This is a genomic window from Micromonospora sp. SH-82, assembly GCF_051132485.1.
Classification (GTDB): Bacteria; Actinomycetota; Actinomycetes; order Mycobacteriales; family Micromonosporaceae; genus Micromonospora.
On record NZ_CP148049.1, the window covers coordinates 3252537 to 3276179 of the forward strand.

General features: G+C 68.0%; 26 protein-coding genes and 1 pseudogene. 16 read left to right on the forward strand and 11 right to left on the reverse strand.

The window, feature by feature from the left end:
• Positions 1-7: 7 nt before the first annotated feature.
• The 7 genes from WHN02_RS14920 to WHN02_RS14950 all read left to right on the forward strand — a co-directional run bounded on the left by WHN02_RS14920 (position 8) and on the right by WHN02_RS14950 (position 4966).
• Complete coding sequence (locus tag WHN02_RS14920; RefSeq protein ID WP_434739345.1) at positions 8-712, forward strand: GGDEF domain-containing protein; 705 nt, start codon at positions 8-10, stop codon at positions 710-712.
• On the forward strand, positions 709-2007 hold the full coding sequence (locus WHN02_RS14925) for a hypothetical protein (protein ID WP_434739346.1): 1299 nt from the start codon (positions 709-711) through the stop codon (positions 2005-2007). Before WHN02_RS14920 ends, WHN02_RS14925 begins: the two co-directional genes overlap by 4 nt.
• A 246-nt stretch (positions 2008-2253) precedes the next feature.
• Positions 2254-2781 (forward strand): DUF6244 family protein, encoded by a 528-nt coding sequence (locus WHN02_RS14930; RefSeq protein WP_434739347.1) that lies wholly within the window; start codon positions 2254-2256, stop codon positions 2779-2781.
• A 197-nt stretch (positions 2782-2978) separates the two neighbouring features.
• Positions 2979-3377, forward strand: a complete 399-nt coding sequence (locus WHN02_RS14935; protein WP_434739348.1) for a hypothetical protein — start codon at positions 2979-2981, stop codon at positions 3375-3377.
• A 13-nt stretch (positions 3378-3390) separates the two neighbouring features.
• Positions 3391-3846, forward strand: a complete 456-nt coding sequence (locus tag WHN02_RS14940) for a SitI3 family protein (RefSeq protein ID WP_434739349.1) — start codon at positions 3391-3393, stop codon at positions 3844-3846.
• Between the two features lie 443 nt (positions 3847-4289).
• Positions 4290-4661, forward strand: a complete 372-nt coding sequence (locus tag WHN02_RS14945) for a type II toxin-antitoxin system RelE/ParE family toxin (RefSeq protein WP_434739350.1) — start codon at positions 4290-4292, stop codon at positions 4659-4661.
• Positions 4661-4966 (forward strand): helix-turn-helix domain-containing protein, encoded by a 306-nt coding sequence (locus WHN02_RS14950; protein WP_434739351.1) that lies wholly within the window; start codon positions 4661-4663, stop codon positions 4964-4966. The genes WHN02_RS14945 and WHN02_RS14950 overlap by 1 nt, the downstream gene beginning before the upstream one ends.
• A gap of 9 nt (positions 4967-4975) precedes the next feature.
• Here the strand turns inward: WHN02_RS14950 and WHN02_RS14955 are convergent, their stop codons facing one another.
• From WHN02_RS14955 to WHN02_RS14970, 4 genes are all read right to left on the reverse strand, one after another.
• Positions 4976-5605 carry a DUF4291 domain-containing protein gene (locus WHN02_RS14955; RefSeq protein ID WP_434739352.1) on the reverse strand — a complete coding sequence of 210 codons (630 nt, stop codon included), beginning with the start codon at positions 5603-5605 and terminating at the stop codon, positions 4976-4978.
• A gap of 419 nt (positions 5606-6024) precedes the next feature.
• The gene (locus WHN02_RS14960; RefSeq protein WP_434739353.1) at positions 6025-6666 is read right to left on the reverse strand and encodes an AAA family ATPase; all 642 of its coding nucleotides are present in this window, start codon (positions 6664-6666) and stop codon (positions 6025-6027) included.
• Between the two features lie 59 nt (positions 6667-6725).
• Positions 6726-7622, reverse strand: coding sequence for a ribokinase (locus WHN02_RS14965; RefSeq protein WP_434739354.1), 897 nt, complete (start codon positions 7620-7622; stop codon positions 6726-6728).
• A 130-nt stretch (positions 7623-7752) separates the two neighbouring features.
• The gene (locus WHN02_RS14970; protein WP_434739355.1) at positions 7753-8214 is read right to left on the reverse strand and encodes an NUDIX hydrolase; all 462 of its coding nucleotides are present in this window, start codon (positions 8212-8214) and stop codon (positions 7753-7755) included.
• On the opposite strand from WHN02_RS14970, the gene WHN02_RS14975 reads away from it, so the two are divergent.
• The 4 genes and pseudogenes from WHN02_RS14975 to WHN02_RS14990 all read left to right on the forward strand — a co-directional run.
• Positions 8213-8674, forward strand: a complete 462-nt coding sequence (locus tag WHN02_RS14975; RefSeq protein ID WP_434739356.1) for an integrase core domain-containing protein — start codon at positions 8213-8215, stop codon at positions 8672-8674. The two genes, WHN02_RS14970 and WHN02_RS14975, sit on opposite strands and share 2 nt — an antisense overlap.
• Before the next feature lie 178 nt (positions 8675-8852).
• Complete coding sequence (gene gltX, locus WHN02_RS14980; RefSeq protein ID WP_434739357.1) at positions 8853-10262, forward strand: glutamate--tRNA ligase; 1410 nt, start codon at positions 8853-8855, stop codon at positions 10260-10262.
• A gap of 487 nt (positions 10263-10749) precedes the next feature.
• Entirely contained in the window at positions 10750-10989 is a 240-nt protein-coding gene (locus tag WHN02_RS14985; protein ID WP_434739358.1) for a hypothetical protein, read from the forward strand.
• 129 nt (positions 10990-11118) lie between these two features.
• A pseudogene (locus tag WHN02_RS14990) lies at positions 11119-11413 on the forward strand (transposase); the annotation flags it as partial.
• A 43-nt stretch (positions 11414-11456) separates the two neighbouring features.
• Here WHN02_RS14990 and WHN02_RS14995 read toward each other — a convergent pair.
• From WHN02_RS14995 to fxlM, 3 genes are all read right to left on the reverse strand, one after another.
• Complete coding sequence (locus tag WHN02_RS14995) at positions 11457-13157, reverse strand: S9 family peptidase (protein WP_434739359.1); 1701 nt, start codon at positions 13155-13157, stop codon at positions 11457-11459.
• Between the two features lie 201 nt (positions 13158-13358).
• Positions 13359-13649, reverse strand: a complete 291-nt coding sequence (locus tag WHN02_RS15000) for a hypothetical protein (RefSeq protein ID WP_434739360.1) — start codon at positions 13647-13649, stop codon at positions 13359-13361.
• A 341-nt stretch (positions 13650-13990) separates the two neighbouring features.
• Positions 13991-15184 carry a methyltransferase, FxLD system gene (fxlM, locus tag WHN02_RS15005; protein WP_434739361.1) on the reverse strand — a complete coding sequence of 398 codons (1194 nt, stop codon included), beginning with the start codon at positions 15182-15184 and terminating at the stop codon, positions 13991-13993.
• Between fxlM and WHN02_RS15010 the strand changes: the two genes are divergently transcribed.
• A complete protein-coding gene (locus tag WHN02_RS15010) occupies positions 15065-15460 on the forward strand; it encodes a mycothiol-dependent nitroreductase Rv2466c family protein (RefSeq protein WP_434739362.1) in 396 nt (131 codons plus the stop codon). The genes fxlM and WHN02_RS15010 overlap by 120 nt on opposite strands.
• Positions 15461-15616: 156 nt before the next feature.
• On the opposite strand, the gene WHN02_RS15015 is transcribed toward WHN02_RS15010, so the two are convergent.
• Positions 15617-16168 carry an NUDIX hydrolase gene (locus tag WHN02_RS15015; RefSeq protein WP_434739363.1) on the reverse strand — a complete coding sequence of 184 codons (552 nt, stop codon included), beginning with the start codon at positions 16166-16168 and terminating at the stop codon, positions 15617-15619.
• A 446-nt stretch (positions 16169-16614) separates the two neighbouring features.
• Here WHN02_RS15015 and WHN02_RS15020 point away from each other — a divergent pair, with 446 nt between their 5' ends.
• The 4 genes from WHN02_RS15020 (at position 16615) to WHN02_RS15035 (ending at position 19055) form a co-directional block, all read left to right on the forward strand.
• Positions 16615-17007 carry a hypothetical protein gene (locus WHN02_RS15020; RefSeq protein ID WP_434739364.1) on the forward strand — a complete coding sequence of 131 codons (393 nt, stop codon included), beginning with the start codon at positions 16615-16617 and terminating at the stop codon, positions 17005-17007.
• Positions 17008-17208: 201 nt separating this feature from the next.
• A complete protein-coding gene (locus WHN02_RS15025; RefSeq protein ID WP_434744125.1) occupies positions 17209-17466 on the forward strand; it encodes a hypothetical protein in 258 nt (85 codons plus the stop codon).
• Positions 17467-17724: 258 nt separating this feature from the next.
• The gene (locus tag WHN02_RS15030; protein WP_434739365.1) at positions 17725-18423 is read left to right on the forward strand and encodes a pentapeptide repeat-containing protein; all 699 of its coding nucleotides are present in this window, start codon (positions 17725-17727) and stop codon (positions 18421-18423) included.
• 92 nt (positions 18424-18515) lie between these two features.
• Positions 18516-19055, forward strand: coding sequence for a pentapeptide repeat-containing protein (locus tag WHN02_RS15035; RefSeq protein ID WP_434739366.1), 540 nt, complete (start codon positions 18516-18518; stop codon positions 19053-19055).
• Here the strand turns inward: WHN02_RS15035 and WHN02_RS15040 are convergent.
• The 3 genes from WHN02_RS15040 to WHN02_RS15050 all read right to left on the reverse strand — a co-directional run bounded on the left by WHN02_RS15040 (position 19030) and on the right by WHN02_RS15050 (position 23280).
• The gene (locus tag WHN02_RS15040; protein WP_434739367.1) at positions 19030-20733 is read right to left on the reverse strand and encodes a carbamoyltransferase C-terminal domain-containing protein; all 1704 of its coding nucleotides are present in this window, start codon (positions 20731-20733) and stop codon (positions 19030-19032) included. The two genes, WHN02_RS15035 and WHN02_RS15040, sit on opposite strands and share 26 nt — an antisense overlap.
• Entirely contained in the window at positions 20726-21952 is a 1227-nt protein-coding gene (locus WHN02_RS15045) for a B12-binding domain-containing radical SAM protein (protein WP_434739368.1), read from the reverse strand. Before WHN02_RS15045 ends, WHN02_RS15040 begins: the two co-directional genes overlap by 8 nt.
• A gap of 134 nt (positions 21953-22086) precedes the next feature.
• Positions 22087-23280, reverse strand: a complete 1194-nt coding sequence (locus WHN02_RS15050) for a radical SAM protein (RefSeq protein ID WP_434739369.1) — start codon at positions 23278-23280, stop codon at positions 22087-22089.
• Positions 23281-23643 lie beyond the last annotated feature (363 nt).

Below are 23643 nucleotides of genomic sequence, written 5' to 3' on the forward strand. Positions count from 1 at the left end.
GATCCCAGTGTTCACCCCACTCCTCGCGATCGCCACCGCCGCGGTGGCCCTTCTCGGAGCCGCAATCGGCTACCTGGCCACCCGACCGACCACCACCCGGCTGCGCGGCGAGCTGGCCGACGCGTCCTGGCAGCTCGCCCACGACCCACTCACCGGCCTGCTCAACCGCACCGGCCTGCGTGCCATCCACCCCGCCATCACCGCCGTCGGCGGACCACAGCCGATCATCGTCATGCTCATCGACCTCGACCGGTTCAAACACGTCAACGACACCCACGGCCACGACGCGGGCGACGACCTGCTCATGGAGATCGCCGACCGCCTCACCCACACGGCCCACACCTACGGCGGCATCGCCGCCCGGCTCGCCGGCGACGAGATCGCCGTCCTCCTGCCCGTCCGCCACCACCCGATCGACGACATCGCCGAACGGATCAGCCGGACCGTCGCCACTCCAGTCAGGATCCAAGCCGACAGCGGTCTCGTCACGGTCACCGTCACGGCGAGCATCGGCATCGCGCGAGTAGCCAGCACCGAACCACTGGAATCCGTGGCCCTGCACCGGGCGGACATCGCGATGTACCACGCCAAGCACCAGGGACGAGGCCACCACCTCCTCTACACCCCCGGCATGACCATGCCCGGCCGCCGGCACCGCCGAGGGCCACGCCTACGCGACCTGCGGCGTGACAAGCGGGGGAGCGCCGAATGAACCTCACCACCGTCATGGCCTGCGCCACCTGCCGCCAAGCCCTCACCGAACACCCAGACGGGAAACGCATCATCTACCGGCACCCCGTCACCGAGGACCGACACGATGCCATCCCCGTGAACGGCCACGACCTCCAACAGGTCTTCAACCGCTGCCACACCTGCACCACTGCGGAGCCGGTCTGGAACTACCGCACCAGCCACCTCCAGATCGGCGACCTCACCACCGGCGTGGTGGCGACCTACAACGACCGATGGCACGTCTGCTACCGGTGCGCCCAGTTCATCGAAGCCGACGACTCCGACGCCCTCACCGCCCACAGCGCCACCGCGATGTTGTGGCCACCGAGCAGCGCCGAGTACGCGATCCTGCGCACGCTGCACCGTGGAATCGTCCTCGGCCGCGAGGGCAGGACACTCCTCACGACCACCGGCTGGCCACCGGCCCGACTCACCGCCGACATGCTGCCGAAGATCCGAGACCGGTTCACCGGCCTCCTGCACAGCCCGGCGGACCTGCCCGGACCCATCAACGACAGAGAACAACGCCGAGCGCTGGCCGGCCAACTCGACCTCGCACCCATGTACTGGATCAACGACGAGTTCACCGACATGGTCAACGAGGTCAGCCACGACCAACCCCCGGTAAAGATCACCGACGAACTCGTGCCCTCGCCAACCGGCCTGCTCGCCTGGCCCACCCCGGTCGGCACCGACCGACAACTCGCCGCAGCCTCCTGGACACCCCACGACGACGGCTGGCAGTTCATCGGATACCGCAGCATCGGCACCGCCCTCGACGACGACCTGATGCCCCTGCTGCGCCACGAGATCGGCTGGCTGGCCCCGATCCACGCCGAACACATCACCCGCCGCACCCCGCTCCACGGACGCCATCCACTCGGGCCCCTCATCACCACCTGGCTACTGATCAAGCAGCAGATGGCCGAAGCGGTACCGGCAAAGATCCGAAAAAGCACGACGAGGTCGTACGCCCGCACCCGGCGCGCGGCCCCCGACGTCAGGATCGTCCGGATCCGACCGTCGAACGCCACCCCGACCTCACCACGGACCCCGACGCCGGGGAGTCACGGCCGGACCAGACCCGACCATCGGTTCTGGGTCTCCGGACACGAGCGTCAACAGGCTTACGGCCCCGGCCGCAGCCTCCGCCGAACCATCGACATCCAACCGTTCCTCAAAGGCGACGAGAACCTGCCGATCAAGCTGAGCACCACCGTGCGGGTACTCGGAAGCCGGTCCACCAAGGAAGCCCAACGTTCAGCAGACGAGTAGGTAGCGGCGCGCGTGGTGGCGGACCAATCCGTCACCACACGCGCACACCTGCCCTTTTCTGCTTCATGGATGGCGCCGTTCGGGCAGGTCTGCGGGGTAGTTCGATGCAGCAGACCGGGGCGGCCGGACGCATCGAGAGGCTGGGGCAGTATCAGCCGAAAGACACGAGCGGCATCGCCGGGAGTCGACGGGTCCGGGTACGTTGCAGGCGGTCGAAGTCCGCTTCTCGGCCGGGGTGGTTGGCGCGTGTCGAGCATAGAGGAGATCACCGGTCAGGTTCGTGCGCTGACGACCGGGGTCGAGCGGGCGCAGAGCCTGACGGCCGCCGCTGATCGGCAGGCCCAGGGGGTCGCCGCGCGCGCCGCCGGGGGCGGTTTCACGGCGGTCGCCGCCGGCATGGCCCAGGTACGGGCCGCGATCGCCGCCATCCGTGGTGGGCTCGGCAGGGTCGCCTCGGCGGTCGGTGAGGCGATCACCGCCACCGGCCGGGTGCCCCGGGAGGCCACCCCGCAGGAGAGCATCTCCGCCCTGGCTCCGGTCGGGCAGGGCATCACCGGTGCCCGGGAGGCCGCCACCGCCACGATCGGGCACGTCGACCAGGCCCGGCACCTCGTCGGCGCGGTCCTGCACGGCGGACAGCCCGGCCCGCTTCTCCAGGCGCTCGACAGCGTCAAGCAGGTTCTGGTGCTCCTGGTCCAGGGCGGCACCAACGCTCAACAGACCGTCGAAGCGGCGATCAGCCAGGCCCGACAGTTGGGATCGGCGGGAAACTGAGCGGGGCCGGCCGTCCCTCGACGGTCAGCCCCGGCCCCGAGGACGCCACGGGTTCTGCGGATCCGCGTTCCGACGCCGGTCGCGCCGGTTGCACCACCGGCGTGGGGAGCATGCGATGGTCACGGCGTTCCACCGGTACACCGGGTGGAAAGCCCACCGGTCCCCGGACCAGGATCCGCCCCTCCGCGGACGCCGCGGTGCAGCGGGCACTGCAGTTGGAGAACGAGTGCGCGGACACCTTCGCCGATGCGGCGTACCAGGTGCACCAGAACCCGACCCGGCAGGAGATCGGCCAGGCTCGGCACGACACCGGTGATACCGGAGAGCCGGACAAGGACCCGGACTACCTGGTCGAGGGACATGTCTTCGACTGCTACTCACCGACGGCCACCAGGGCCGTGCGCGGGGTCTGGACGGCCGTCGAGGAGAAGATCGTCCGGAAGCAGACCCAGCGGGTGGTGATCAACCTCCAGGACTGGACTGGCGACCTCGGCGCCCTGCGCAAGCAGTTCGACGACTGGCTCATCCCCAACCTCAAGGAGGTCGCGGCGGTGACCAGGAACGGTGAGATCATTCAAATCCTGCGGCGAGACTGAGAGCGAGCAGCACATGGGTATCGACTACCGACTGACCCTGGCCGGGGACATCCCGCTGGAGCAGGTGGCGGCGCTCGTCGTACCGGACGGCTTCCGGGATTCCACCGGAGCCGGCGGTCCCCGCCTGCTCACCGCCGACCTGACCACCCAGCGGGGCTTCAGCGTCAGCGTCTTCGCGGGCAGCCACGGCTACCTCGACGCCGAGGGCGACGACGGCACCCACTGGGAGTGGGAGCCCGACAGGTACGTCAACGTCATCTTCGACATGGTCAAGAACGACCAGCCGGACACCGCCACCGCAGCCATGGTGGCCGCCGTGGCCCGGGTCCTCGCCGACCGGCCCGAGGACGCCGCCCTGGTCCTGGGCAACAACTGGCTCCTGCTCACCCGAACCGCCGACCGGCTACGCACACACCGACCGCAATGGTGGGACAACTACGGGCTCGCCGAAACCTTCACCCACTCGTAACGGTCTGCACCGAGAACCTCACGAATGTGTCGGGCGTGCGTTGGGTCTGTGGATTCAACGGTGTTTCCGGCCTGACCTGCCGGGCGTTGGGGCTCACTGCTGATCACCGGTGCGGCCGTGCTGCTCATGCAGGCGCTTGTGGCGGGCCGCTCGTGGTGGTGAGTGGGGCTGGCCGCCGACGCCGGCACGTTCATCCACTCCCTGGGCGACGCCACGACCCGCCCCGACTCGCCGCTGCGGATCCGGGTCTGCCGGTGGACACCCTTGGGCGCTGCGCTTCTCTACCGGCCGGATGGGCGAGAAGGTGGCAGGCGCCGGTATGATCCTTCAAGTGTTATGGCAGCATATGTCCTGTTCATGGCTCTCGCCGTCGGCAGCGCCAAAGCACTCCCCGTATCGTCGGGATATAACGCTGGCGTTTTGATGTGAGGTACAGTGAACTCATGGCCGGGTGGGAAGTCAGCTTGACCGACGAGGTCGACGACTGGTTCGAGCGCCTGGCCAAAGAAGACCCCGACTCCGCCAACCAGGTAGCCGCCGCGATTGACCTGCTCGTCGAGCACGGCCCGGCACTCGGACGTCCGCTCGTCGACAGGATCAAGGGATCCGACTACAAGAACATGAAGGAACTGCGACCCGGCTCATCCGGCAGCAGCGAGGTACGCATCCTGTTCGCCTTCGACCCCCAGCGGGAAGCGATCCTGCTGGTGGCAGGCGACAAGGCGGGCAACTGGAAGGGCTGGTACGAGACCAGCATCCTCGAGGCCGACCGACGGTTCACCGAACACCTCAAAGAGCTGAAGGGACAACGCTGATGGCACGCAGCTGGCGGGACACGCGCTCCCGCATCGACCTCGACGAGGCCAAGGTCACCGAGCATAAGGAGCGGATGCTCGCTGAGGTCCGCGCCACCCGGCTGCGCGAGGTGCGCGAGCGGCGCGGCCTGAGCCAAATGGACGTCGCCGAGCGCATGGACGTCTCGCAACCGCGGGTCGCCGCCATCGAGAAGGGCGAGGTGCCGGCCACCGAGGTCGGCACCATCCAGCGCTACGTCTCGGCCCTCGGCGGCAAGCTGGAGCTCGTTGCCGACTTTGACGGCGAGCGCTTGACGCTCGGCTGACACCAAACCTCATTGCCGCCCGGTGGCGGTCTGACTGATGTCTGTCCCGACGCCGAGTCCGGCGGCGATCTTCCCTGGAAGGGGGTAGACGTCCTCGACGGGTAGGTGGACCGCTGCCGCCGCTTCGCCGCCGTCTCGGAGGAGGTCGCGGATCCGTTCGACGGTGGGGGTGATGTCGGTGACGTCGACGATCCACTCGTCGACGTACCGGTCGACGGCCTCACCGGAGAGGCCGACCTGCAGTGACCGGTACGGCAGTGCGCCCAGACGCAGTGTCCGCTCCGGGTCCCACTGCACCCGGACCGGGCTGCTCTTCAGCTTCCTGGACCAGGCCGCCCTGTCGCCGTGCAGGTCCCGGTCGTAGTGGCTGAGGCAGGCTCGCGTCAGCGCCCACTCGAACCCTTCCCGGCTGATGTCGACGGCCAGTACGCGTTCCTGTCCTGGCTTGGTAGCCCAGCCACAGCGGTACATCATCCACAGGAACGACGGCTTGATCCAGGTCATCCGGTCTCGCTTGAACGGCGCGACGAACCGGCCGGCCGCCACGGCCGGTGAGGCGATCTGCGGAGGGTATGCCTGGTAGACGGTGATGGTGGCGGCCGAGTAACGGGCACGGACCTGACGCACGGGAACGGACATCAGACGATCCTGACCGGTCACAGCCGGACCGTTCCACCGAGATTCCGACCGACGGCTACCGCCATGACGCCCTGAACCCCCCCGTCGGCGCCCCGTAGTCACCGGATGTGCCGTCCGTCAAGCCCTCACTGGCCACGACGCCGGCCCGGGAATCGGATGACCACCGGCAGCTCGTCGGTCGAGTTCAAGCAGCGCTCGCGGTGCGTGGGCAGCATCCTGTCCACGCCGGTAGTAGAGGACGGTCAGGCGTGCGCCAGTGGGGCTGGTGAGAGCGTCCAGGCCGAACCTCAAAGGGGTGATGCGGCCTCGACCAGTGGTCCGATGATGGTCGGTGCCGGGTCCGTCACGTAGGCCTGCGCCTACGTCCTCGTCCGACAGCAGTGAGCACTACGGAGGTCTCGCTGCGACCTCGATGGTGCTCACTGCAGACATATGTCTTGTGGACCGCCGTCGCTGGGTTGTCGCTCGCCGATTCGCAGGTGGGTGGATCGGGTGCAGTGCGGGCAGCGTCGTGGGCAGGGGGTGTGAGCGGGGGTGCTGGTGAGGCCGCTGCGGTGCAGGATCGTGGTGATGGTCTGGTCGAGGGTGCTGTGTTCGGGGATGGTGATTTCGCCGGGGGTGCCGAGTAGGTCGAGGTGGGTGTACCAGTGGCGCATCTGGTCGGGGGTGACGGGGATGGGTTCGGCGCGGTGGGTGTGGCGGTGGACGGTCTCGTCGTAGGAGACGTCGAGGTAGAAGACGGTGGTGGGGCCGGGGTGGTGGTCGATGAGGTGGTGGAGGGCGGGTGCGTAGCGTTCGGTGTGCAGGATGCCTTCGAGGATGACGTGGTAGCCGAGGTCGAGGGCGGTGCGGGCGGTCGTGGTGATGAAGGTGGGGGCGACCGGAGCGATGCCGGCGGTGTCGTGTTCTCGGAGCACGATCCTGCGGAAATAGTCTTGTTCGAGGAGTGCGGCGCCGCGGCCGTACCGGCGGCGTACCTCGCGGGCGGTGGTGGTCTTCCCGCTTCCCGAGTTACCGCGGATGATCACCAAGGTCGGCGGTGTGGTGTGGTGCGCTTCCATGTCGGTCCTCGTGACGGCCCGGCGGGAGGGGTTATCGACCTCGCCGCCTGCGGGTCTGTTCAGCGGTCGTGGCTTCGGGTGGTGGCCCCTGATTGTTGGACGGTTTCGGCTCCGGCGTGGACGGCGGTGGTGACCGCCTCGGGTAGCGGGGTGTGGCGGGCGAGGGCGAGGGCCAGTCGGCCGAGGAACGCGTCGCCGGCGCCGGTGGTGTCGACGACCGGCACGGTGGGGGCGGGGATTGTTCCGTGTGTGTGTTCGTTGGTGTAGGCGGCGCCGTGGGGTCCGGCGGTGACGACGACGGTGCGGGGTCCGAGGCGGTGGAGCGCGGTGGCGGCGTCGAGGGCGTCGTGGGTGGTGGTGTGCAGGATGGCGGTGGCTTCGTGGTGGTTGACGACGAGGACGTCGAGGTGTCGGAGCAGGTCGGGGGTGTGGTCGGGGTGGGGGATGAGGTTGCCGATGAGGATCGGTCCGGGGCGGTGTTGCAGCAGCACGGTCACGGGCTCGGTGGGAAGGTCGAGTTGGACGACGGTCACCGTGGCGTGAAGGTCGGCGGTGGCGTGAAGGATGTGGTGGGCGGTGAGTTCGGTCGGGGGTGACAGGGCGAGGGTGATGTAGCTTTCGCCGTCGGGGGTGACCTCGATGACGGCGGCCCCGGTGGTCGCGTCGGGGATGACCGTGAGGTGTCGGGTGTCGACCTTCTCGTGGACGAGGGCGTCGGCGATCTGGTGGCCCCAGGTGTCGCCGCCGACGTTGGTGACGAGGCAGGTACGTCCACCCGCACGGGCGGCGGTGATGGCCTGGTTGAGGCTCTTGCCTCCGGGGCGGGCGGTCAGGGACGATCCGACGGCGGTGCGGCCCGGCCGGGCGCGGTGTGGGACATGGACGGTCAGGTCGATGTTGGCGCGACCCACGAAGGCCACGTCGAACATGTCGTCGGGTGCCAGCCCCTCGGTCATACGGCAACCGTCCGGCTGGCGAGTGCGGCGCGCAGTTCCGCAACTCCTGCCTGGGTGGCTGGCCGGCTGGAGTTGACGGTCGCGGCGACATCGACCATCTCCAGTCTGCTTCGAGTGTGAGGCAGAGCCGTTAATTCCATAGGCCCCCCATAGCCCCCTTGGCGGCCTCGGTGATGAGGGCGGGGAGTTCGACAGGCGTGTGGAGAGCTGGCAGGTCCTCGACAGGTACCCATTTGGCACCGCTGACTTCCTCCGCTTGGGCTACCAAGTTACCGCTGATCGCTCGGCAGACATAGACGAAGTCGATGTGTCGGTGTGGGCCGACCTTGCGGTCCTCGATCTCCATTTCGATGATGGCGAACGGGCTCGGGATGCTGCGTACGGCGGGGTGCCGGAACGGCTGTGGGTCGAGGATGTCGGCAGTGATCCCGGTTTCCTCGCGGACTTCACGTAGTGCAGCTTCAGCGGGGTCTTCGTTGGGGTCGATGTGTCCGCCGGGGTAAAGCCATAGGTCGGTTTTGTTGTGGTGCACGAGCAGGACGTGGCCCTCGTCGTTGAAGACGATGGCTGACCTGGTGAAATGACGGATCATGATCTGGCTTCTCTCTGGCCGATCTGGGCCAAGCGGTCGGCCATCCAGGCTACGGTCGCGTCGGTCATTCCGGGGTGAACTGGTAGCTGGACGGTGGTCGTGGCGAGGCGTTCGGTGTTCAGGCACTGCTTGGCATAGGGCTGGAAGGTGGGCTGGTGGTACAGCGGGCGGTACCGCTACACCTCAGCGCAGTACGCCCGCCTCGCCCGTCAGCACCGGGTTCTGCTCTCAGTCGTTTCCCGGGGCCAGTGCCGGGTACAACGCCGTCGCCGAATCGTTTTTCGCCACGATCAAAACCGAGCTCCTCGACCGCCGGGCGTGGCCGACCCGCGCCGTCGCCCGGACGGCGATCTTCGACTGGATCGAGGGCGGGTGCAACACCCGCCGCCGGCATTCCACACTCGGCTGCCTCGGCCCCAGCGAACACGAGGAAACTGCCTATTCCCTCAGGGTGGCGTGAGATCAACATATCGACCCTGTCCGTCAAGCCGGGTCAACTCCATCTCGACAGCCTGGTCAACTCCTTCAAGCAGCACCTCGATCACCTGACCGCGAGCAGATGGCGAGGCGGCAAGGCGGAGTGACCTCATCGCCCATACGCCGCGTGGACGTCCGACATCGATCTGTACGCTACGAAAATGACGTCTGCTCCTTCCGGCGCTCGCGTGCGGTTCGCTCCCTCACCCACGGGGATGTTCCACGTGGGCAACGCCCGCTCCCTTCTCTACAACTGGGTGCTGGCAAAGCAGTCCGGTGGCACCCTCGTGCTTCGGGTCGAGGACACCGACGCCGAACGGAGTAAGGCGGAGTGGGTGCAGGGCATCCTCGACGCGATGGCCTGGTTGGGCTGTGGGCCGGACGAGTACGAGGGGCCGCTGTTCCAGTCCGCGTACGTGCAGCACCACCGCGATGCCATTGGCAAGCTCCTCGCCGCTGGACGCGCCTACTACTGCGACTGCGCCCGCGAGCAGGTGGTGTCGCGCACCGGCAGCGAACATCGGGGCTACGACGGGTTCTGCGGTGACCGTGGTCTGGGGGCCGCTCCCGGCCGGGCCGCGCGCTTCCGTACGCCCGACGAGGGCCAGACGGTCGTGCGGGACCTCGTACGAGGTGAGCCGACGTTCGACAACGCCACGATCGAGGACTTCGTGATCGCGCGGGGTGACGGGTCGCCGGTGTTCCTGCTGGCGAACGTTGTCGATGACATGGTCATGGGCGTCACGCACGTGCTGCGGGCGGAGGAGCACCTATCGAACACGCCCAAGCAGCAGCTGCTGTGGCAGGCGCTCGGGCACGAGCCCCCGGTGTGGGCGCACGCTCCGATCCTGGTGAACGAAAAGCGGCAGAAGCTGTCGAAGCGTCGTGACCGGGTCGCGTTGGAGGACTTCCGCGCGGAGGGCTATCTCGCGGATGCGATGCGCAACTACCTGATGCTGCTCGGTTGGGCACCATCGGGGGACAGGGAGATCGTCCCCTGGAACGACATCGTGGCCGAGTTCCGGCTGACCGACGTCAACCCCTCGCCGGCGTTCTTCGACGTCAAGAAGCTGCGGGCTTTCAACGGCGAGTACATTCGTGCGCTGAGTGTCGAGGATTTCATCTCCGTCTGCCAGCCGTGGCTGCGCGGGGAGTTCACGCCGTGGCAGCCGGAGGAGTACGACGAGGGGGCGTTCGCTGCGGTGGCGCCACTGGCGCAGACCCGGGTCGCCGTGCTCGGCGAGATCGTCGCGATGGTCGACTTCCTGTTCCTTCCGGAGCCTCCGGCGGACGAGGCCGCGTGGACCAAGGCCATGACGGGTGAGGCAAGGGAGTTGCTGGGCGAGGTGGTGGCCGCGTTCGAGGACATCACCTGGGAGGCCGACTCGTTGAAGCGCACCGTCGAGGAGCTTGGCGCCGCACGCGGGCTGAAGCTCGGTAAGGCCCAGGCGCCCGTACGGGTGGCCGTCACCGGCCGAACCGTCGGCCTGCCGCTGTTCGAGTCGCTGGAGGTCCTGGGTCGGGAGCGGACCCTGAGTCGGCTCCGGGCGGCGATCACTCGGCTCGGGTGACTGTTTCTCCGAGCCGTGCCGCTCGGCGCCCCGAGATTGGTCGATGGTGGCCGGGTGGCTCCAGCGGACCGAACGTCGTCCCGAACAGCCTGTCGGCCGCGCCGAACACCGCGACCGCGACAGCCTGAGCGCCGAGCGCCGACGGAAGCCGTACACGCCACAGCGCGGCGTGGAGGACAGTTCCTCGCGCAGCCGTGACGATTCTGAGGGTGCCGTCCGCGTCAGCCTGGTCGGCGGCGACAAGGACGTGGCCGACCCAGCAGACCGGGTCAACTCGCTGAGCCTGCCGCGGCCCGCCGCCGGTATCGGCCACGTTCCAGCGCACAGGTACGTGCCGTCGGTCAACCGAAGCGGAACCAGTAGTTCCAGCGGTGGAAAGACGACGGTCGTCTCCGCCAGGACCAGACCGTGTAGACGACACGGGGATCCGGCCAGCCGAGGCATAGCCCGCACCCTGAAGGGACCGCCGGACAGCTCCACAGCATTGGTGACTCGGCGGACACCCTCTCCACCCGCCGATGGTGTACTGCGCCTTCCCGACGGTGACCTGCTCTTGGCCGGGTTGGCGTTGCACACCCAGTTGGACCGGCTGTTGTTGGACGGGGCGTCCCTGCCAGCGCGGGTGCATCTGCGGTCGGAGGTTGCTGAGGCGCAACCGGCGTTGCTCGACCTGTTCGCGGATCTGGACGCGGTGGTCGGCGACACCGGTCTGGCCCACCGCCCCTGACCACCCCGCACACCCCTCTTCAGGCCCCCGCTGTCTCCCTTCCTGCTCATTCCTCGTTCTCGGGTGTGGATCTAGCGGTGTCTCCGGCCTGACCTACCAGGCGCTGTGTCTGGTGAGGAGGGTGCCGTGATGACTGCGACGCTGAACGACGACCGGACGGAAGGAGCGGTCCGAGTCGTCGGTGGAGGGGAGGCCGCTGCTGACTGGTGAAGGCTGCGAGGGAGCAAGGTCTTCGTCGACCGGTCCGGACGGGCTGCTCAAGCAGCTGACGAAGTCGGTCCTGGAGACGGCATTGAACGAGGAGATGACCGAGCACCTCGGTTACGTGAAGCACGACTCGGCTGGTGGCAGGTCGGGCAACGTCCGGATCGGGACTCGGTCGAAGACGGTGTTGACCGACACGATCGGTGCGGTGGAGATCGACGAAGCGAGCCGGAGGTTCGCGAGCTCAGCGACTACATTCGGCATCAACTGCCGTTGGCGGCCGTGTAGTCGTCGCGGTGCTGCTTTCCCTCGCCGATGACTGAGCGGTAGTGGTCCAGCTCGGCGTCGAGTGCCTCCCTCGCCCTGTGGGACGTGGCGACGTAGTGGCCGACGCTGTCGAGCAGCAGCAGTCTCCCGGGCTGGTCGCGGTCCGTCAGCTGCGCGGCGAGGTTCTGGACGTCGGTCGCGGTGGCGACGGTGTCGTTGGTGCCGTGGATGAGCAGTACCGGTCGGTGGATCAGCCCGGCCGGTACCCGGCCTGCCCCGCCGCGGAGACGGTGGGCGTGGGCGCGCTGGAAGCGGGGCACGGTAGCCGCCCACCGGTCGGGGTCGACGATCGCCGAGACGGCTGTGGCAGCGGCGAACGGACCGTCCTGCGCCACTGCCTGGAGGGCTGTGTATCCGCCGGCGCTGGCGCCACGGATGAACACCTGACCGGGGACCGCTTGTCCGGTGGCGAGGAGGTGCTCGGCCACCGCTCGGCAGTCGTGCACGTCGTCCCACCCCCACCGGCCGTACAGGGCCTGGCGGAACGGTCGGCCGTATCCGGTGCTGCCGAGATAGTCGACGTCCACGACGGCGAAGCCCCGGCTGGTGAAGAACTGGGTCTGCCAGTCCAGACGTAGCAGGCAGGAGGCGGTCGGCCCGGGATGCGCCCGGACGATCAGAGGAGCCCGCCACCCCGACGCGGCACCTGTCGGTGGATACAGCAACGCCGTCACCTGCCGGTCTTCCTCCACCTGGACCCGCAGCTCGGTCGGGGTCGACACGGCCGCGCTGATGAGGCGGTAGGGCTCTGACCGGGCGACCACCTCCACCCGCGGTGCACCTGCCCCCAGGTGAACGAGCACGACCTGCGATGCCGCCGTCGGCGACGCAGCGATCAGAGCGACTGCCTGACCGTCGACCACCACATACGGCTTCATAGAGGTGTACGGAAGCGCGACCGGTTCGGCCGTTCCCTCCGCGTCGATGAGGACCAGGCGGTGGCGTGGCCCCTCCTGAACCACGACCGCGATCCGCCCGTCGTCGAGGAATCCGTACGACGAGTAACCCAGCTCCCACGGCTCCGCCGCGCACTCCGCCGCCAGCGGGGCTACCGCCTGGACCTCCTGACCGTTCCAGCGGAAGAGGTTCCACCAGCCGCCACGGTCCGACACGAAGTAGAGCGCCCCGTCAGGCCCCCACCGCGGTTCGATCGCAGACTCACCCGGTCCACCCGCCACCCGCCGCCGGTCGGTAAGCCGCCCACCAGGCTCGTAGGCCGCCACCCACACCTCGCAGGCATCCCACGGCATGTCATCCACCCGCCACGACGACCAGGCCAAGAAACCCGGACCGGGCTGCGGCGTACCGAAGAATCCCGCCGACGCGGCGAGCACCCGCACCCGTGACGATTCCGCGCACTCCACCGCCACCAACTCGTCGCCCTGGTCGGTCTCCCGGACGCCCAGGACCTCGCCCGTGCCGGCGACCAACCCCCCGACCGCACCGGAGTCGACCAACTCGAGGTCGCCACCACCGTCCCGAGGACGCCGATACAGACCACGGTCGTCGACGCACCACAACTCCCGGTCCACGACGGCGTAGCAACCGCCACCGTAGGCGTGCACGGGACTGCCGATGCGGAAGGCGGTGGGGCCAGCGTCACGTACCCCCTCAGCCGGAGTCCATCGCACCAGCATCACTTCTCCGCCACTGTCGGGCCGAGTTTCGAGCCAGTACAAGGAGTCGCCGTAGTTGCGAAGCTGGTCGAAACTGACGGACGCTCGCACCGCATCCTCTGCACTGAGATGCAGAGAACCCGTCCATCTCCTGGTGGTCATGTTTCACATCCTGGCTCTCCGGCTGGCCATTGCTGCCTGGTCCTGACTTGGGTCCGGGCGTCAGGGCCAGGAGACAATGACCCGGTTGCGACGCTTGTCGATGACAAGCCCGCTGGGCAGTTCATGATCCGGCGTGCCGACCGGATACACCTCGATGTGTGCCCGCTGACCTCGGTGCTCTCGGTCCCTGACCCGAATCCGGTCGGCGAACTCCTCCGCGACCCGCGCCGCGCCCGGGCCGTGTGCGCGGACGCCCAGCTCGTAGCGGGTGCCACTGTCGTCGAGGGAGCGGGGACGCATCCGGTAGGCGAACTGTCGCCCTCGACGACGGCAGGACTCGGGACCCGCCACGACGCGTTGACCACGCCGTGGTCGAACGCTGACTTCTCGGCGGCGAGCATGCAGAAACCGGGCGTGACCGTCATCTGGTAGAGGTCGAGGTTGTCGAAGGGCTCCTGCTCGCCGACGGTCACACCGGACCAGACATCCACGCCCGGCTGCCGCAGGGCTTGCCGCAGCGGACCGACGTCGGTGGGGGTGGGGCCGTCGAACCGGAGACCAACCTCGCGATCGGCGAGGAGAACGAGTTCCTCCCGGTTCTCGCCGACACCCTGCAGAGGCCCGCGACGTGCCCACATCTTCGCGCAACTCAGAGACCATCACTGCCCCCAGTGCGGGGCTCCGGAATGCTGTCAGGGCCAGGTGACCGCGACAACCCCGCGCCGCTTGCGGGCGTACCACCCGTTCGGTGGTGCGCCGGTGCTGGTGGGGAGGTACTCGATGCGCGCGGCGTCGCGTCGACGATGGTCGGCCGCCCAGCGGCGCAGCAGGGTGAGGTACCGGTCGGCGACCGCCTCGGCGCGCGGCCCGTAGGCGTACACCCCGCTCTCCCATCCGTCGGTTTTCTCGTTCTCGCGTTTGGTGCGGTAGGCGAAGCTGCCGCCCTCGACCAGGACGGCGGTGCCGTAGGTCACCGCCGGGGTGAAGACCCCCTGGTCGACGAGGCGCTGGCCGGCGTGTAGGAACGGCACCGACGGGGCGCTGGTGACGACGAACAGCTCCAGCTCGTCGGGCAAATCGAAGGCCGCCCCGGACCAGCGCTCGATGCTGGGGGAGTGCATGGCCTCGCGCAGGGCGGGGATGTCGAACTCCGGATGCGGGCCGTCGAGCCGCAGGGTCGCCTCGCCGGTGATCGGCACCAACGACTCGCTGTACGTACCTGCGCCCTGCATGGGCACGAAGCCGCCGAGCCGGTAGCTGTGGCTGACCAGTCCCATTCCGGACCGGTCGAAGGCGATGCAGCGGGACAGCCCGGCGAACCGCAGCGGCACGACGATCCTGCCCCGCCCGGTCAGCTGGTCGATCCACGCCGGCGGTATGTCCCAGGCCCCCACCGTGACGACGATCCGGTCGTAGGGGGCACACTCCGGCACGCCGTGTTCCGCGTCGGCCCGCACCACCCGGACCTGCCCGTAGCCAGCTACCTGGAGGCAGGTGTGCGCCCGGGCGACGATCTCGGGGTCGATGTCCACCGACGTCACCGAGCCGGTGGGGCCGACCAACTCTGCGATCAAAGCGGCGTTGTACCCGCCGGAGCCGATCTCCAGCACCCGCATCCCCGGTTCGATTTGCGCCTGCTCGAGCATCACGGCCTGGATGTGCGCCGCGGAGACCGAGCTCAGCGCTGTGCCGTCGGGGTCGGTCTTCGTCACCAGGGGCGTGTTCGAGTCGTACGCCACCTCCAACGCCTCGCCGGGGGCGAAGAGATGGCGGGGCACGACCGAGAAGGCAGCGGCAACGGCCTCCGAGGTGATCGGGTCCTCGAGCAACTCGGAGACCATCGCCGCGCGCAGTGCTGCGGGGTCCGAGGTGTCCGTCTCGTTCATGGTGGTCATGGAGTACACGCCCTGCCTAAATGGTCGGTCGTCGCTACGGGGCGGAACGGAGTGGTGGGGTTCGCTGGGCTGCCTCTGTCGGTGGCCTCGGCGGCCACCAGCACAGCACTCGACCAGCTCATCATCGACTCGCACAACGAGGCGTTCGACGAGGTCGGCCTCGACGTCGGGACGCCCGTGCTCCGCATCTCCGGCACCGCACTGTTCGGTCCCGTCATCACACCTGCGCCCCGGGTGAGGCCGCCGGACGACTCTGGGACGGCTTAAGCTCGTCGCGGAAACCGAGGGGTTCTTCGAGCTCAAGCGCAGGCGAAACCGCAAACCATCCTTCGGATAAGCAACAACCAGTCGGCCGAAGGTCGACCACGAACCGGAGAGCACGACAACCGATCGGCCCGAGACACACCTTGGCCGTTCAACCCCTCATGCCGGAACCGTCAACGCTCGCCCGATGCGGTGCCCGACGAGCCGCTCCGCCAACGAAAGTGGATACCAGGCCGCGCCCCGTACCTCCGATTCCTGGATGCACCCCACATCGGCCTGCTTCGTCACGAACGAGTAACCGAAGTCAAGATGGAAGTGCTCTGGCTCGTCCTTCGCCGGCCGCGCCGGAACCCTCCCGAACTCGACGTACACCGGAATAGGGGAGGCCAGAACGAGACTGCCCGGATCAACACCGGTCTCCTCCACCAACTCCCGCACAGCCGCACCGACCAGCGTGGAATCCATCGGCTCGACATGACCTCCAGGCTGCAAGGGGATCCCGTAGGCGCGGTGATCGACCAAAAGAACGTCCGCGCTATTACGCACCAAGAGCGCACCGACAGTTACATGCATCAAGAAGTTGCGTCGTGAGGCGAAACCCGACCCTTTAGCCAGCAGCCTCACCGGCTCGGACAGCGATGCCGCTTCGTCCGGATAGCCCTCCAGGTACGCCGACAGCGCCGTCAAGATGTCCGTATCACTGATCGGCACAGACGGGCTCCTCTTGAGAGCGACTTTCTTGTGGATCGTCTGCTGTGACCTGGGTAGTAAGACCTGACACCGGCGACTCCAAGGCTCATAGCTCTAGAGGGGATTTGAACTCTACAATCGGACTCCAGCAGGTCGTGCGTGCCACGCCGACATGAAACAGAGTCCAGAACGACGGTGCCACGAGGTGATGCCGCCAGCATCACCGCTTCGACGCCGCGGTGCGCTGTAGGGATCAGGGGCGGTTCATCCCCGACGGCGGCGGTGCGGTACCGACCGAGGCCGACATTGCCGATCTGGCTGATCCCGAGCGATGACCCGGAAAGAGCAGCGCGAGCGCACCCGGGAGATTCTGCTCGAGGCCACCATGGCGTCGCTGGTGGAGTACGGCTACGTCCGGACCACCACCCAGCGCATTCCGGAACGAGGCTCATGTTTCGCGTGGTGCGATGCTGCACCACTTCGGTTCCAAGGCGGAGATGATCGTCGCTGCCACCCACCACATCGCCGACATCCGGCTGGCCCGGATCCAGGACATCGCCGTTCACGCCGACGGCGAGCCGGATGCTTTACGCCGCGTCGTCCGTGCTTTCCGCGAATCCATGACGGGTCCGCCGTTCCAGGCGGCCATGGAACTGTGGACGGCGTCGCGCACCGACCCCGCGTTGCGGGCGGCCCTTCTGCCCGCCGAGCATCGGCTCGGAGAAGCGCTGCGCAGCGTCTTCGACCAGGTGAGCGGGATCAATGACGCTTGCGCGAGGAGCTTCTGGCGCGTTCCCACCTCGTCCTGCGCGAGACCGGTGCCGACGAACTCTCTCTTCGGCAGCTGGCCCGGGATCTGAACGTCAGCAGTGCCGCGCCCCGGCGCCATTTCCGGGACAAGGCGGCTCTGCTTGACGCCGTGGCGCTGGCCGGCTTCGTGGAGGTCGAGCAGGCGCTCGCCGCGGCGGGTGGTTCCGGATCGTTCGAGGCGGACTTCCGGGCGATGGTCCGGGCGTATCTGGTGTTCGCGGTGGAGAACCCGGCGTTGGTGGACCTAATTAATGTACGCGCGCAAGTACCACGACCCCGAGATGGTCGAAGCCGCGCAGCGGCTCTCCCGCCGGGTCATCAGCGTGATCGAGCTCGGGCAGGCCAGTGGCGAGGTGATGGCTGGCGACCCCGCGCAGATCGGCACGGCGGCCTTTACGCCCGCCTACGGCATCGCCACTCTTGTCGGCTCGAAAATCCTGTCTGTCGAGGCCATGCACGGCGTCCTCGACACCGCCCTGCGCATCGTCGTCGACGGCCTCAAGCCCTGACCCGAGCGCCGTCGCGTTACGAGGCGCGGGCGGCCATCCCGGCGCCCGCGTGGTTCGCGCCAACCGACGCGCCGACCGTCGCTCAACCGACCTCATCACCGCCGTGACCAGCAGTTTCCCCAGAACGCAATAACCCTGGGTTGTTGCCAACCATGAACAGTCACCTCGTGCCGTTGCCGACAGCCGTTGTCACGGCTTCTCTAGAACGCGGCGATTCGACCCATGGTGAGTGGCGCGGTAGGGCTTAGGCTGCAGTGTATGTCACCCCGACGTGTGTCCACTACCCGTTCAAGCGCTGCCCGGAAGGTGAGAGAGCCCCGGAGTCCATTGCCGCCGTCGGAACTGGTGCTGTTTGATGCCAGCGAGCTGGAATCTGAGTCGGAGCTTGAGAGCCGAGCCTTCTATAGCCTGAGCTTGGCCGGGCAGGATGCTGACTCGATGACTTTCACTCAATGTCGATTCCGCGGAGCTGATTTGTCCAGCTGTCGTTTGGATCAGGTGACGATGACGGACTGTCTGGTGACGGACTCCAGTCTGGCGAATATCCGTGCTGACGGTGGAAGCATGACCCGGGTTCGACTTTCCCAGTGCAGAATGACGGGCGTGACCTTGGCTGATGGTCTGCTGCGGGATGTCACCATCAAGGAATGCCGTGCAGATCTGTCGGCCTGGCGGATGACGAAGTTCGATGCGGTCAGCTTCGTGGAATGCAACCTCAGTGGTGCCGACTTCACTAACGCTGATCTAAGTGGGGCGGTGTTTCGACATTGCGATCTGACAAGTGCGGTATTTCATCATGCTGCAATGGAGGGGGCGCGGTTTCGCGGATGCAACCTGGCCGGCGTCGGTGACGTTTCAAATTGGAAGGGGGCGATCGTGCACCACACCGATTTGATGAGCCTGTCGTATGGGCTTGCACGGGCCGCAGGCATTCATATTGAGGACGATGATTCTTGAGGGCGGGCAGGCGTGCGTCGGCGGCCCGGCGAGTTGTCGCCAGCGCGGACTGGCCGGACCCAGAAATGAGTTCGGATGGGTCAGCGCGGTTTGTGGGATTGCGGTACGAGGGGGCCGCAATTCGGGAGGTCGACCTGTGCGAGGCGACGCTTGAGGACGGTGTGTTCGAGTCGTGCACGTTCACTGCGGTGCGGTTCAACTGTGCTCGGCTTGTCGGTTCGATGTTCAAGGACTGCCGGTTCGCTGGCTGCAACTGGTGGGACGCCTCGCTGACGGAGTGCACGCTGACCGCGTCGGTGTTCGACCGGTGTGACCTGTCTGGTCTGGAGGTGGAGGGCGGGGACTGGTCGGACGTCGAGATGCTGGGCGCCGATCTCAGCACCGCCGAGTTCACCCGGGTGCGGATGCGCGGAGCGAACCTGAGCGGTGCCCGGTGTCAGGGTGTCGTGCTGCGGGATGTGGACCTGTCCGGTGCGAGCCTGCGGGAGGCGGATTTTTCCTGCGCGGACCTGCGGGGCAGTGTGTTGACTGCGTTTGACCCGCGTGATGTAGAGCTGCGGGAGGCGATCATCACCGCCGACCAGGCGGTGGATATCGCGATGAGCCTCAGCATGTCGGTTCGTGTTTCGTGACGAGGTACGGGCCGAGTTGGAGGTAGGCCAGGTCGGAGTGCTGGAGCACGGCGATGGCGTCGGCGGCGGTGCGGGCGATGGGGTGGCCGTGCAGGTTCAGTGAGGTGTTGAGCAGCCCGGCCCGGCCTGTGCGGGCGTGGTAGGCGTGCAGGATCTTGGCGAGGCCGGTGGGGCTGTTGTCGTTGACGATCTGCGGTCGGCAGCTCAGGTCGGCGGGGTGGATGGCGGCGATCATGTCAGTGGCGGCGTCGGGTTGGGTGTCGAAGCCGAGCATCATGTACGGACTGGATAGTCGGCGGGGGTTGCGGATGTAGCGGTGCTGGTGGCTGCGGAGGATCGCGGGCGCGAACGGCATCCAGAAGTCCCGCTGTTTGATGAGCTGGTTCAGGCGTCGTGGTACGTCGGCGTCGGCCGGGTTGGCGAGGATGGAGCGGTTGCCGAGGGCACGGGCCCCGTACTCCATGCGGCCGGCACAGCGGGCGACGATCTGCCCGTCAGCGAGAAGCCCGGCCATCACGTCCTCGATACGGTCGGGTTCATGCAGGTGCAAACCGGTGCCTGCGACGGCGCGCCGGGCGTCGTCGGGGGTGATGTCGTCGCCGAGGTAGCAGTCGGTCAGCGGCTGAACGCGGTGGTGGCCTTGGGTGGTGGCGAGACGGTGGTAGAGGGCGCCCAGTGGGAGGCTTTCGTCTCCACAGGACGGAAACGCCGCAAATGTGTCCAGGCAGTCCAGGTCGGCGATGCGCTGGTTGACCTTGATGTTCATGAACACGCCGCCACCGGCGAGCACGTTTCGGATGCCGGTGGCGGTGACGGCGTTGCGGGCCCATCGGGTGAGCAGGTCTTCGGTGAAAAGTTGCAAGCCAGCGAAGAGGTCGTCGAAGCGCCGGCCCTGCAGGTGTTGTGCGATGTCGGGCCAGGCCCGTTCGATGCTGGCGGTGGTCGTACGCTGCAGCCGGAGGCCGGTGGGGTCGAGGCCGAGGTAGGTGTGCAGGATGTCGGCGACCTGCCGGGCACGGTCGGGGCGGGCGTAGGGGGCCATGCCCATGAGCTTGTACTCGTCCTCGTGGGGGGTGAACCCGGCGGCGTGGGTGAACCAGAACCACAGCAGGCCGATGGAGTTGCGCATGTTGGTGCGGGCGATCTCGGTGCGCTGGCCGGCTGTCCAGGTGGAGATAGTCGCGCAGGCGCCGTCACCGAATCCGTCGCAGGTCAGCACGAGGTAGGGGCGGTCGGGGTCGGTGCGTAGCCCGTAGTACGCGGCGGCGGCGTGCGCGGTGTGGTGGTCAACGTAGGTGATCCGGGCGGCGGTGAGGCCGCCCTGCCGCAACAGCTCGATGACCCGCTGTGGCAGCCCGCCGGGTGCGGCGGCCACCAGATGCTCCTCGGCATGGGCCAGGGTCGTTTGGTGGTGGAAGGCGGCGAGGCGGCGCAGCCATTCGTCACGGCGGCAGTGGTCCACTGCCCCGGAGCGGCTGCCGTAGACAACTTCGGCGACGTCGGCGGGTTCGGCGCCGACCGCGTGCAGGCACGCAGCGACGGCCCGGTGCGGGAAGCCCATGTAGCCCTTGATGCCGGTGAACCGCTCCTCCTGCACGCAGTACGTGAGGTGCCCGTCGACGGCGATGGCAGCGGTGGCGTTGGCGCCGCCATGGATGCCGAGCAGCAGTTCACCCATGACAGGCAGCCTCCCGGTTGACGGTTTCGGTGAGCCACGCCCACTCGGCGATCTTGAGTTCGGCGAGCCGGTCCAGGCTGCCAGGTTCAGCTTCATGCAGGCCCGCGAGCACCGGCGCCGCAGTGGTGGCGAACCACTCGGTCAGTGCATCGGCCACGGCGGCGGCACCCGGGTCTGCGATGGTGAACGCGCGGTGGAACGGCGCGTTGATGAGCAGCCCGTCGGCGGCGATCTGCCGTTCGATGACGGTGCCGGGGATGACCTCCAAGCGGCTACGGGCCATGAAGTGCGGGATCCGGTGGCGGCCGAAGCGGTCCAGCGCCTCCAGCTCGGTGCGGAGCCCGGCGACGGTTTGCCAGGGATGCCACAGGATGTAGCTGGCCACGGTCGTGACTCCGGCGTCGTCGGCGGCGGCCACCACCTCCCGCAGGTGCGTGAGGTCCTGACGTTTGCCGTAGATGCGGTGCAGGGTGTCCGGGTTGAACGACTCCACGCCGATGAGCATGGTGCGGACCCCGGCGTCGGCCAGCACGCCAACGGTGTGCGGGTCGAGGGTTTCCGCGCGCACACTGATCGCGAACGTGAGCGTGCCCGCGAGCCCCACCGCCCGGAGCCTGTCTCGTAGGTCCGTGCCGCGGCGGGCGCACTCTCGTCGGGTGCCACCGAAGTCGGAGTCCGAGAACGCGAACGTCGTCGCCCCGAGGGCCTGGTGCAGGTGGGCGATGTCGTCGACGACCAAGGTCATGGGCATGTCCCGCCAGCCGCCGCCGGGCAGGTCGGCGTTGTAGGCGCAGAACATGCAGCGCGACCGGCAGCCTCGGCTCGCGGCCACCGACACCACCGAGTCGGCGCCGTAGGGCAGGTCGGCGGCGGTGAGCGACCGCAGCGACGTGTACACGGCCAGGTGCGCGCGAAGGTGCGTGAGGAGCCCCGCGACGAACGGATCGGCCGCGACGGTGGTGGGCCCGGCGACGACGTGGTCCACCGCACCATGCGCCATCAGCTCCCCGGCGGCGGACACCGCCAGAGGCCCGAAGCCGATGACGGTCAGCCGGGGTCGGCGCAGCCGCGCGGCCAGCAGCTCGTCGGCGATGCGCCGTAGCCGAGGTCCGTACGCGTCCGAGGTGAACAGGTGCACCACGAGCACGTCGAACCCGGCGGCATCGGCGAGCGTATCGGCCAGCGTCGCGGCGGGCCGGCCCCGGTAGTAGGCGTCCAACAGGACACTGTCGTAGCCGGCGGTGCGCAGGGACGCCTGCACCCCGAGGGCGTCACCGTCGACGTGTCGCTGTTTGAACCCGGACTCGTACAGCGTTGGCGCCCACACCAGCACCCTCGCCTGGTCGGGATCGGTCACCGCTGGCATGGCACCTCGCATCGCCGGCACGGCGTGGTCGGCTCACCACGGAACTGCTTCCACACCGCCGCGCCGAACCACATGCTGTCCAGGTCGTCGGTCAGGAGGTTCCCGGCCCGCAGGGACCGGTTCTCCACCCCGAAAATGCACGGGTAGACGTCACCGCGCTGGTCGACGGCGAATCCGATGCTGCCGCTACCACACCCCTCGGCCGGGCTGATCGTCTCGATCTCCACGTCGTACGCCTCGGCCAAGCGCTGGCACTCCGGCAGCAGCACAGTCAAGATCGTGGTGTCGTCCAACGTCACCGCCGGGTTGGACCGCCCGACCGGCTTCTGCGGGAAGAACTTGAACCGACGTACCCCGACGCCGAGCCCGACCTGCACGACCTGTTCCAGCTCGCGCAGGTTGACGTGGTTGACCACGGTGTTGATGGCGACCTCGGTGAACTCGCCGAGCGCGCGGATACCGGCGAGGGTCTTGGCCCAGGAGCCAGGCGCGGCCCGGATCATCTCGTGCGTGGCGGCTTGGCCGCCGTCCAGCGACACCTGCACCGGGGACACCCCCAACTCGCATAGCCGCTCCAGTCGACCGGCGTTGAGCACCGTGGCGTTGGTCGACACCCCGAAGCCCAACCCCCGGCCGATGATGTCGGCGGCCAGGTCGAAGAATCCCGGCAGGAGCAGGCTCTCCCCACCGGTGATGTAGATGTCTGGCACGCCGTAGTCATCGAGCCGGCCGATGATCTCGTGCCACTGCTCCAGCGGCAGCAGGAACGGATCCGCCCTCGGACCGCCGGAGCAGTAGCAGTGCAAACACTTCTGGTTGCAGGCCGTGAAGGGTTGCAGGTGCACCCAGAACGGCTTGAGTACCGCCGACCGGGGCCGTGCCGCCTCGGCTTCGTCCGCGACCGCGTGAACCCGTGCGTCGGTCACCAGCTCGGCCGGTACGCCGTCGGCTGGCGCGAGAACACCCGCAGAGTGCAGGTCACCGACGACGGTCGCCCACCGGGTGTGGTCGAGGCCGAAACGGTCGCTGAGGGCGGACTGCGCCAGCGGCGGGAACTGCGGGGCCAACGGCTCGCGTGCCAGCAGCGCGACCATCGCCGCCGCGCTCGGCAACTCCACGAACCGGCGGGGCTGGGTGATGGTCCAGGCAAGGGCGCCGAAGTGCTCATGGCGAAACCGCATGTCCGCCATCCGCAGCGCCGGGGGAAGTGCTGACGTCACAGGGGCCTCCCAGACTGAGGGCTGCCGGACCGCGACAGCGGTCGCGGGCCGGCAGCCGTCTCGATCCGCTCCGATCAGAAGCGGGCGGATCTACCGCGCGGGCGTCACCGTGGGGACGCCGCCGCCACCCTGGAAGATGGTGCCGGTGTACGTCTTGCAGCCCAGCGCGAGCGTCGCCTCCGCCACCGAGGAAAACTGCCGGACACGGTCGGAGCCGCCAGCGCTCGGGGTGGCCGCGGGGGCCGTGGACGAGGTGTTGGGGACCATCGATCTGCCTTCCTGCGAGGATTGCAACGACGAGAGTCACTACACCCCGCACACCAC

Coding starts and splice junctions, on each gene's coding strand:
- WHN02_RS14925 (WP_434739346.1), top strand. CDS start 709: ATGAACCTCACCACCGTCATGGCCTGCGCCACCTGCCGCCAAGCCCTC.
- WHN02_RS14940 (WP_434739349.1), top strand. CDS start 3,391: ATGGGTATCGACTACCGACTGACCCTGGCCGGGGACATCCCGCTGGAG.
- WHN02_RS14945 (WP_434739350.1), top strand. CDS start 4,290: ATGGCCGGGTGGGAAGTCAGCTTGACCGACGAGGTCGACGACTGGTTC.
- WHN02_RS14950 (WP_434739351.1), top strand. CDS start 4,661: ATGGCACGCAGCTGGCGGGACACGCGCTCCCGCATCGACCTCGACGAG.
- WHN02_RS14955 (WP_434739352.1), bottom strand. CDS start 5,605: ATGTCCGTTCCCGTGCGTCAGGTCCGTGCCCGTTACTCGGCCGCCACC.
- WHN02_RS14960 (WP_434739353.1), bottom strand. CDS start 6,666: ATGGAAGCGCACCACACCACACCGCCGACCTTGGTGATCATCCGCGGT.
- WHN02_RS14965 (WP_434739354.1), bottom strand. CDS start 7,622: ATGACCGAGGGGCTGGCACCCGACGACATGTTCGACGTGGCCTTCGTG.
- WHN02_RS14975 (WP_434739356.1), top strand. CDS start 8,213: ATGATCTGGCTTCTCTCTGGCCGATCTGGGCCAAGCGGTCGGCCATCC.
- WHN02_RS14970 (WP_434739355.1), bottom strand. CDS start 8,214: ATGATCCGTCATTTCACCAGGTCAGCCATCGTCTTCAACGACGAGGGC.
- gltX (WP_434739357.1), top strand. CDS start 8,853: ATGACGTCTGCTCCTTCCGGCGCTCGCGTGCGGTTCGCTCCCTCACCC.
- WHN02_RS14995 (WP_434739359.1), bottom strand. CDS start 13,157: ATGCTGGTGCGATGGACTCCGGCTGAGGGGGTACGTGACGCTGGCCCC.
- WHN02_RS15010 (WP_434739362.1), top strand. CDS start 15,065: ATGGCGGGGCACGACCGAGAAGGCAGCGGCAACGGCCTCCGAGGTGAT.
- fxlM (WP_434739361.1), bottom strand. CDS start 15,184: ATGAACGAGACGGACACCTCGGACCCCGCAGCACTGCGCGCGGCGATG.
- WHN02_RS15020 (WP_434739364.1), top strand. CDS start 16,615: ATGCTGCACCACTTCGGTTCCAAGGCGGAGATGATCGTCGCTGCCACC.
- WHN02_RS15025 (WP_434744125.1), top strand. CDS start 17,209: ATGTACGCGCGCAAGTACCACGACCCCGAGATGGTCGAAGCCGCGCAG.
- WHN02_RS15030 (WP_434739365.1), top strand. CDS start 17,725: ATGTCACCCCGACGTGTGTCCACTACCCGTTCAAGCGCTGCCCGGAAG.
- WHN02_RS15040 (WP_434739367.1), bottom strand. CDS start 20,733: ATGGGTGAACTGCTGCTCGGCATCCATGGCGGCGCCAACGCCACCGCT.
- WHN02_RS15050 (WP_434739369.1), bottom strand. CDS start 23,280: ATGCGGTTTCGCCATGAGCACTTCGGCGCCCTTGCCTGGACCATCACC.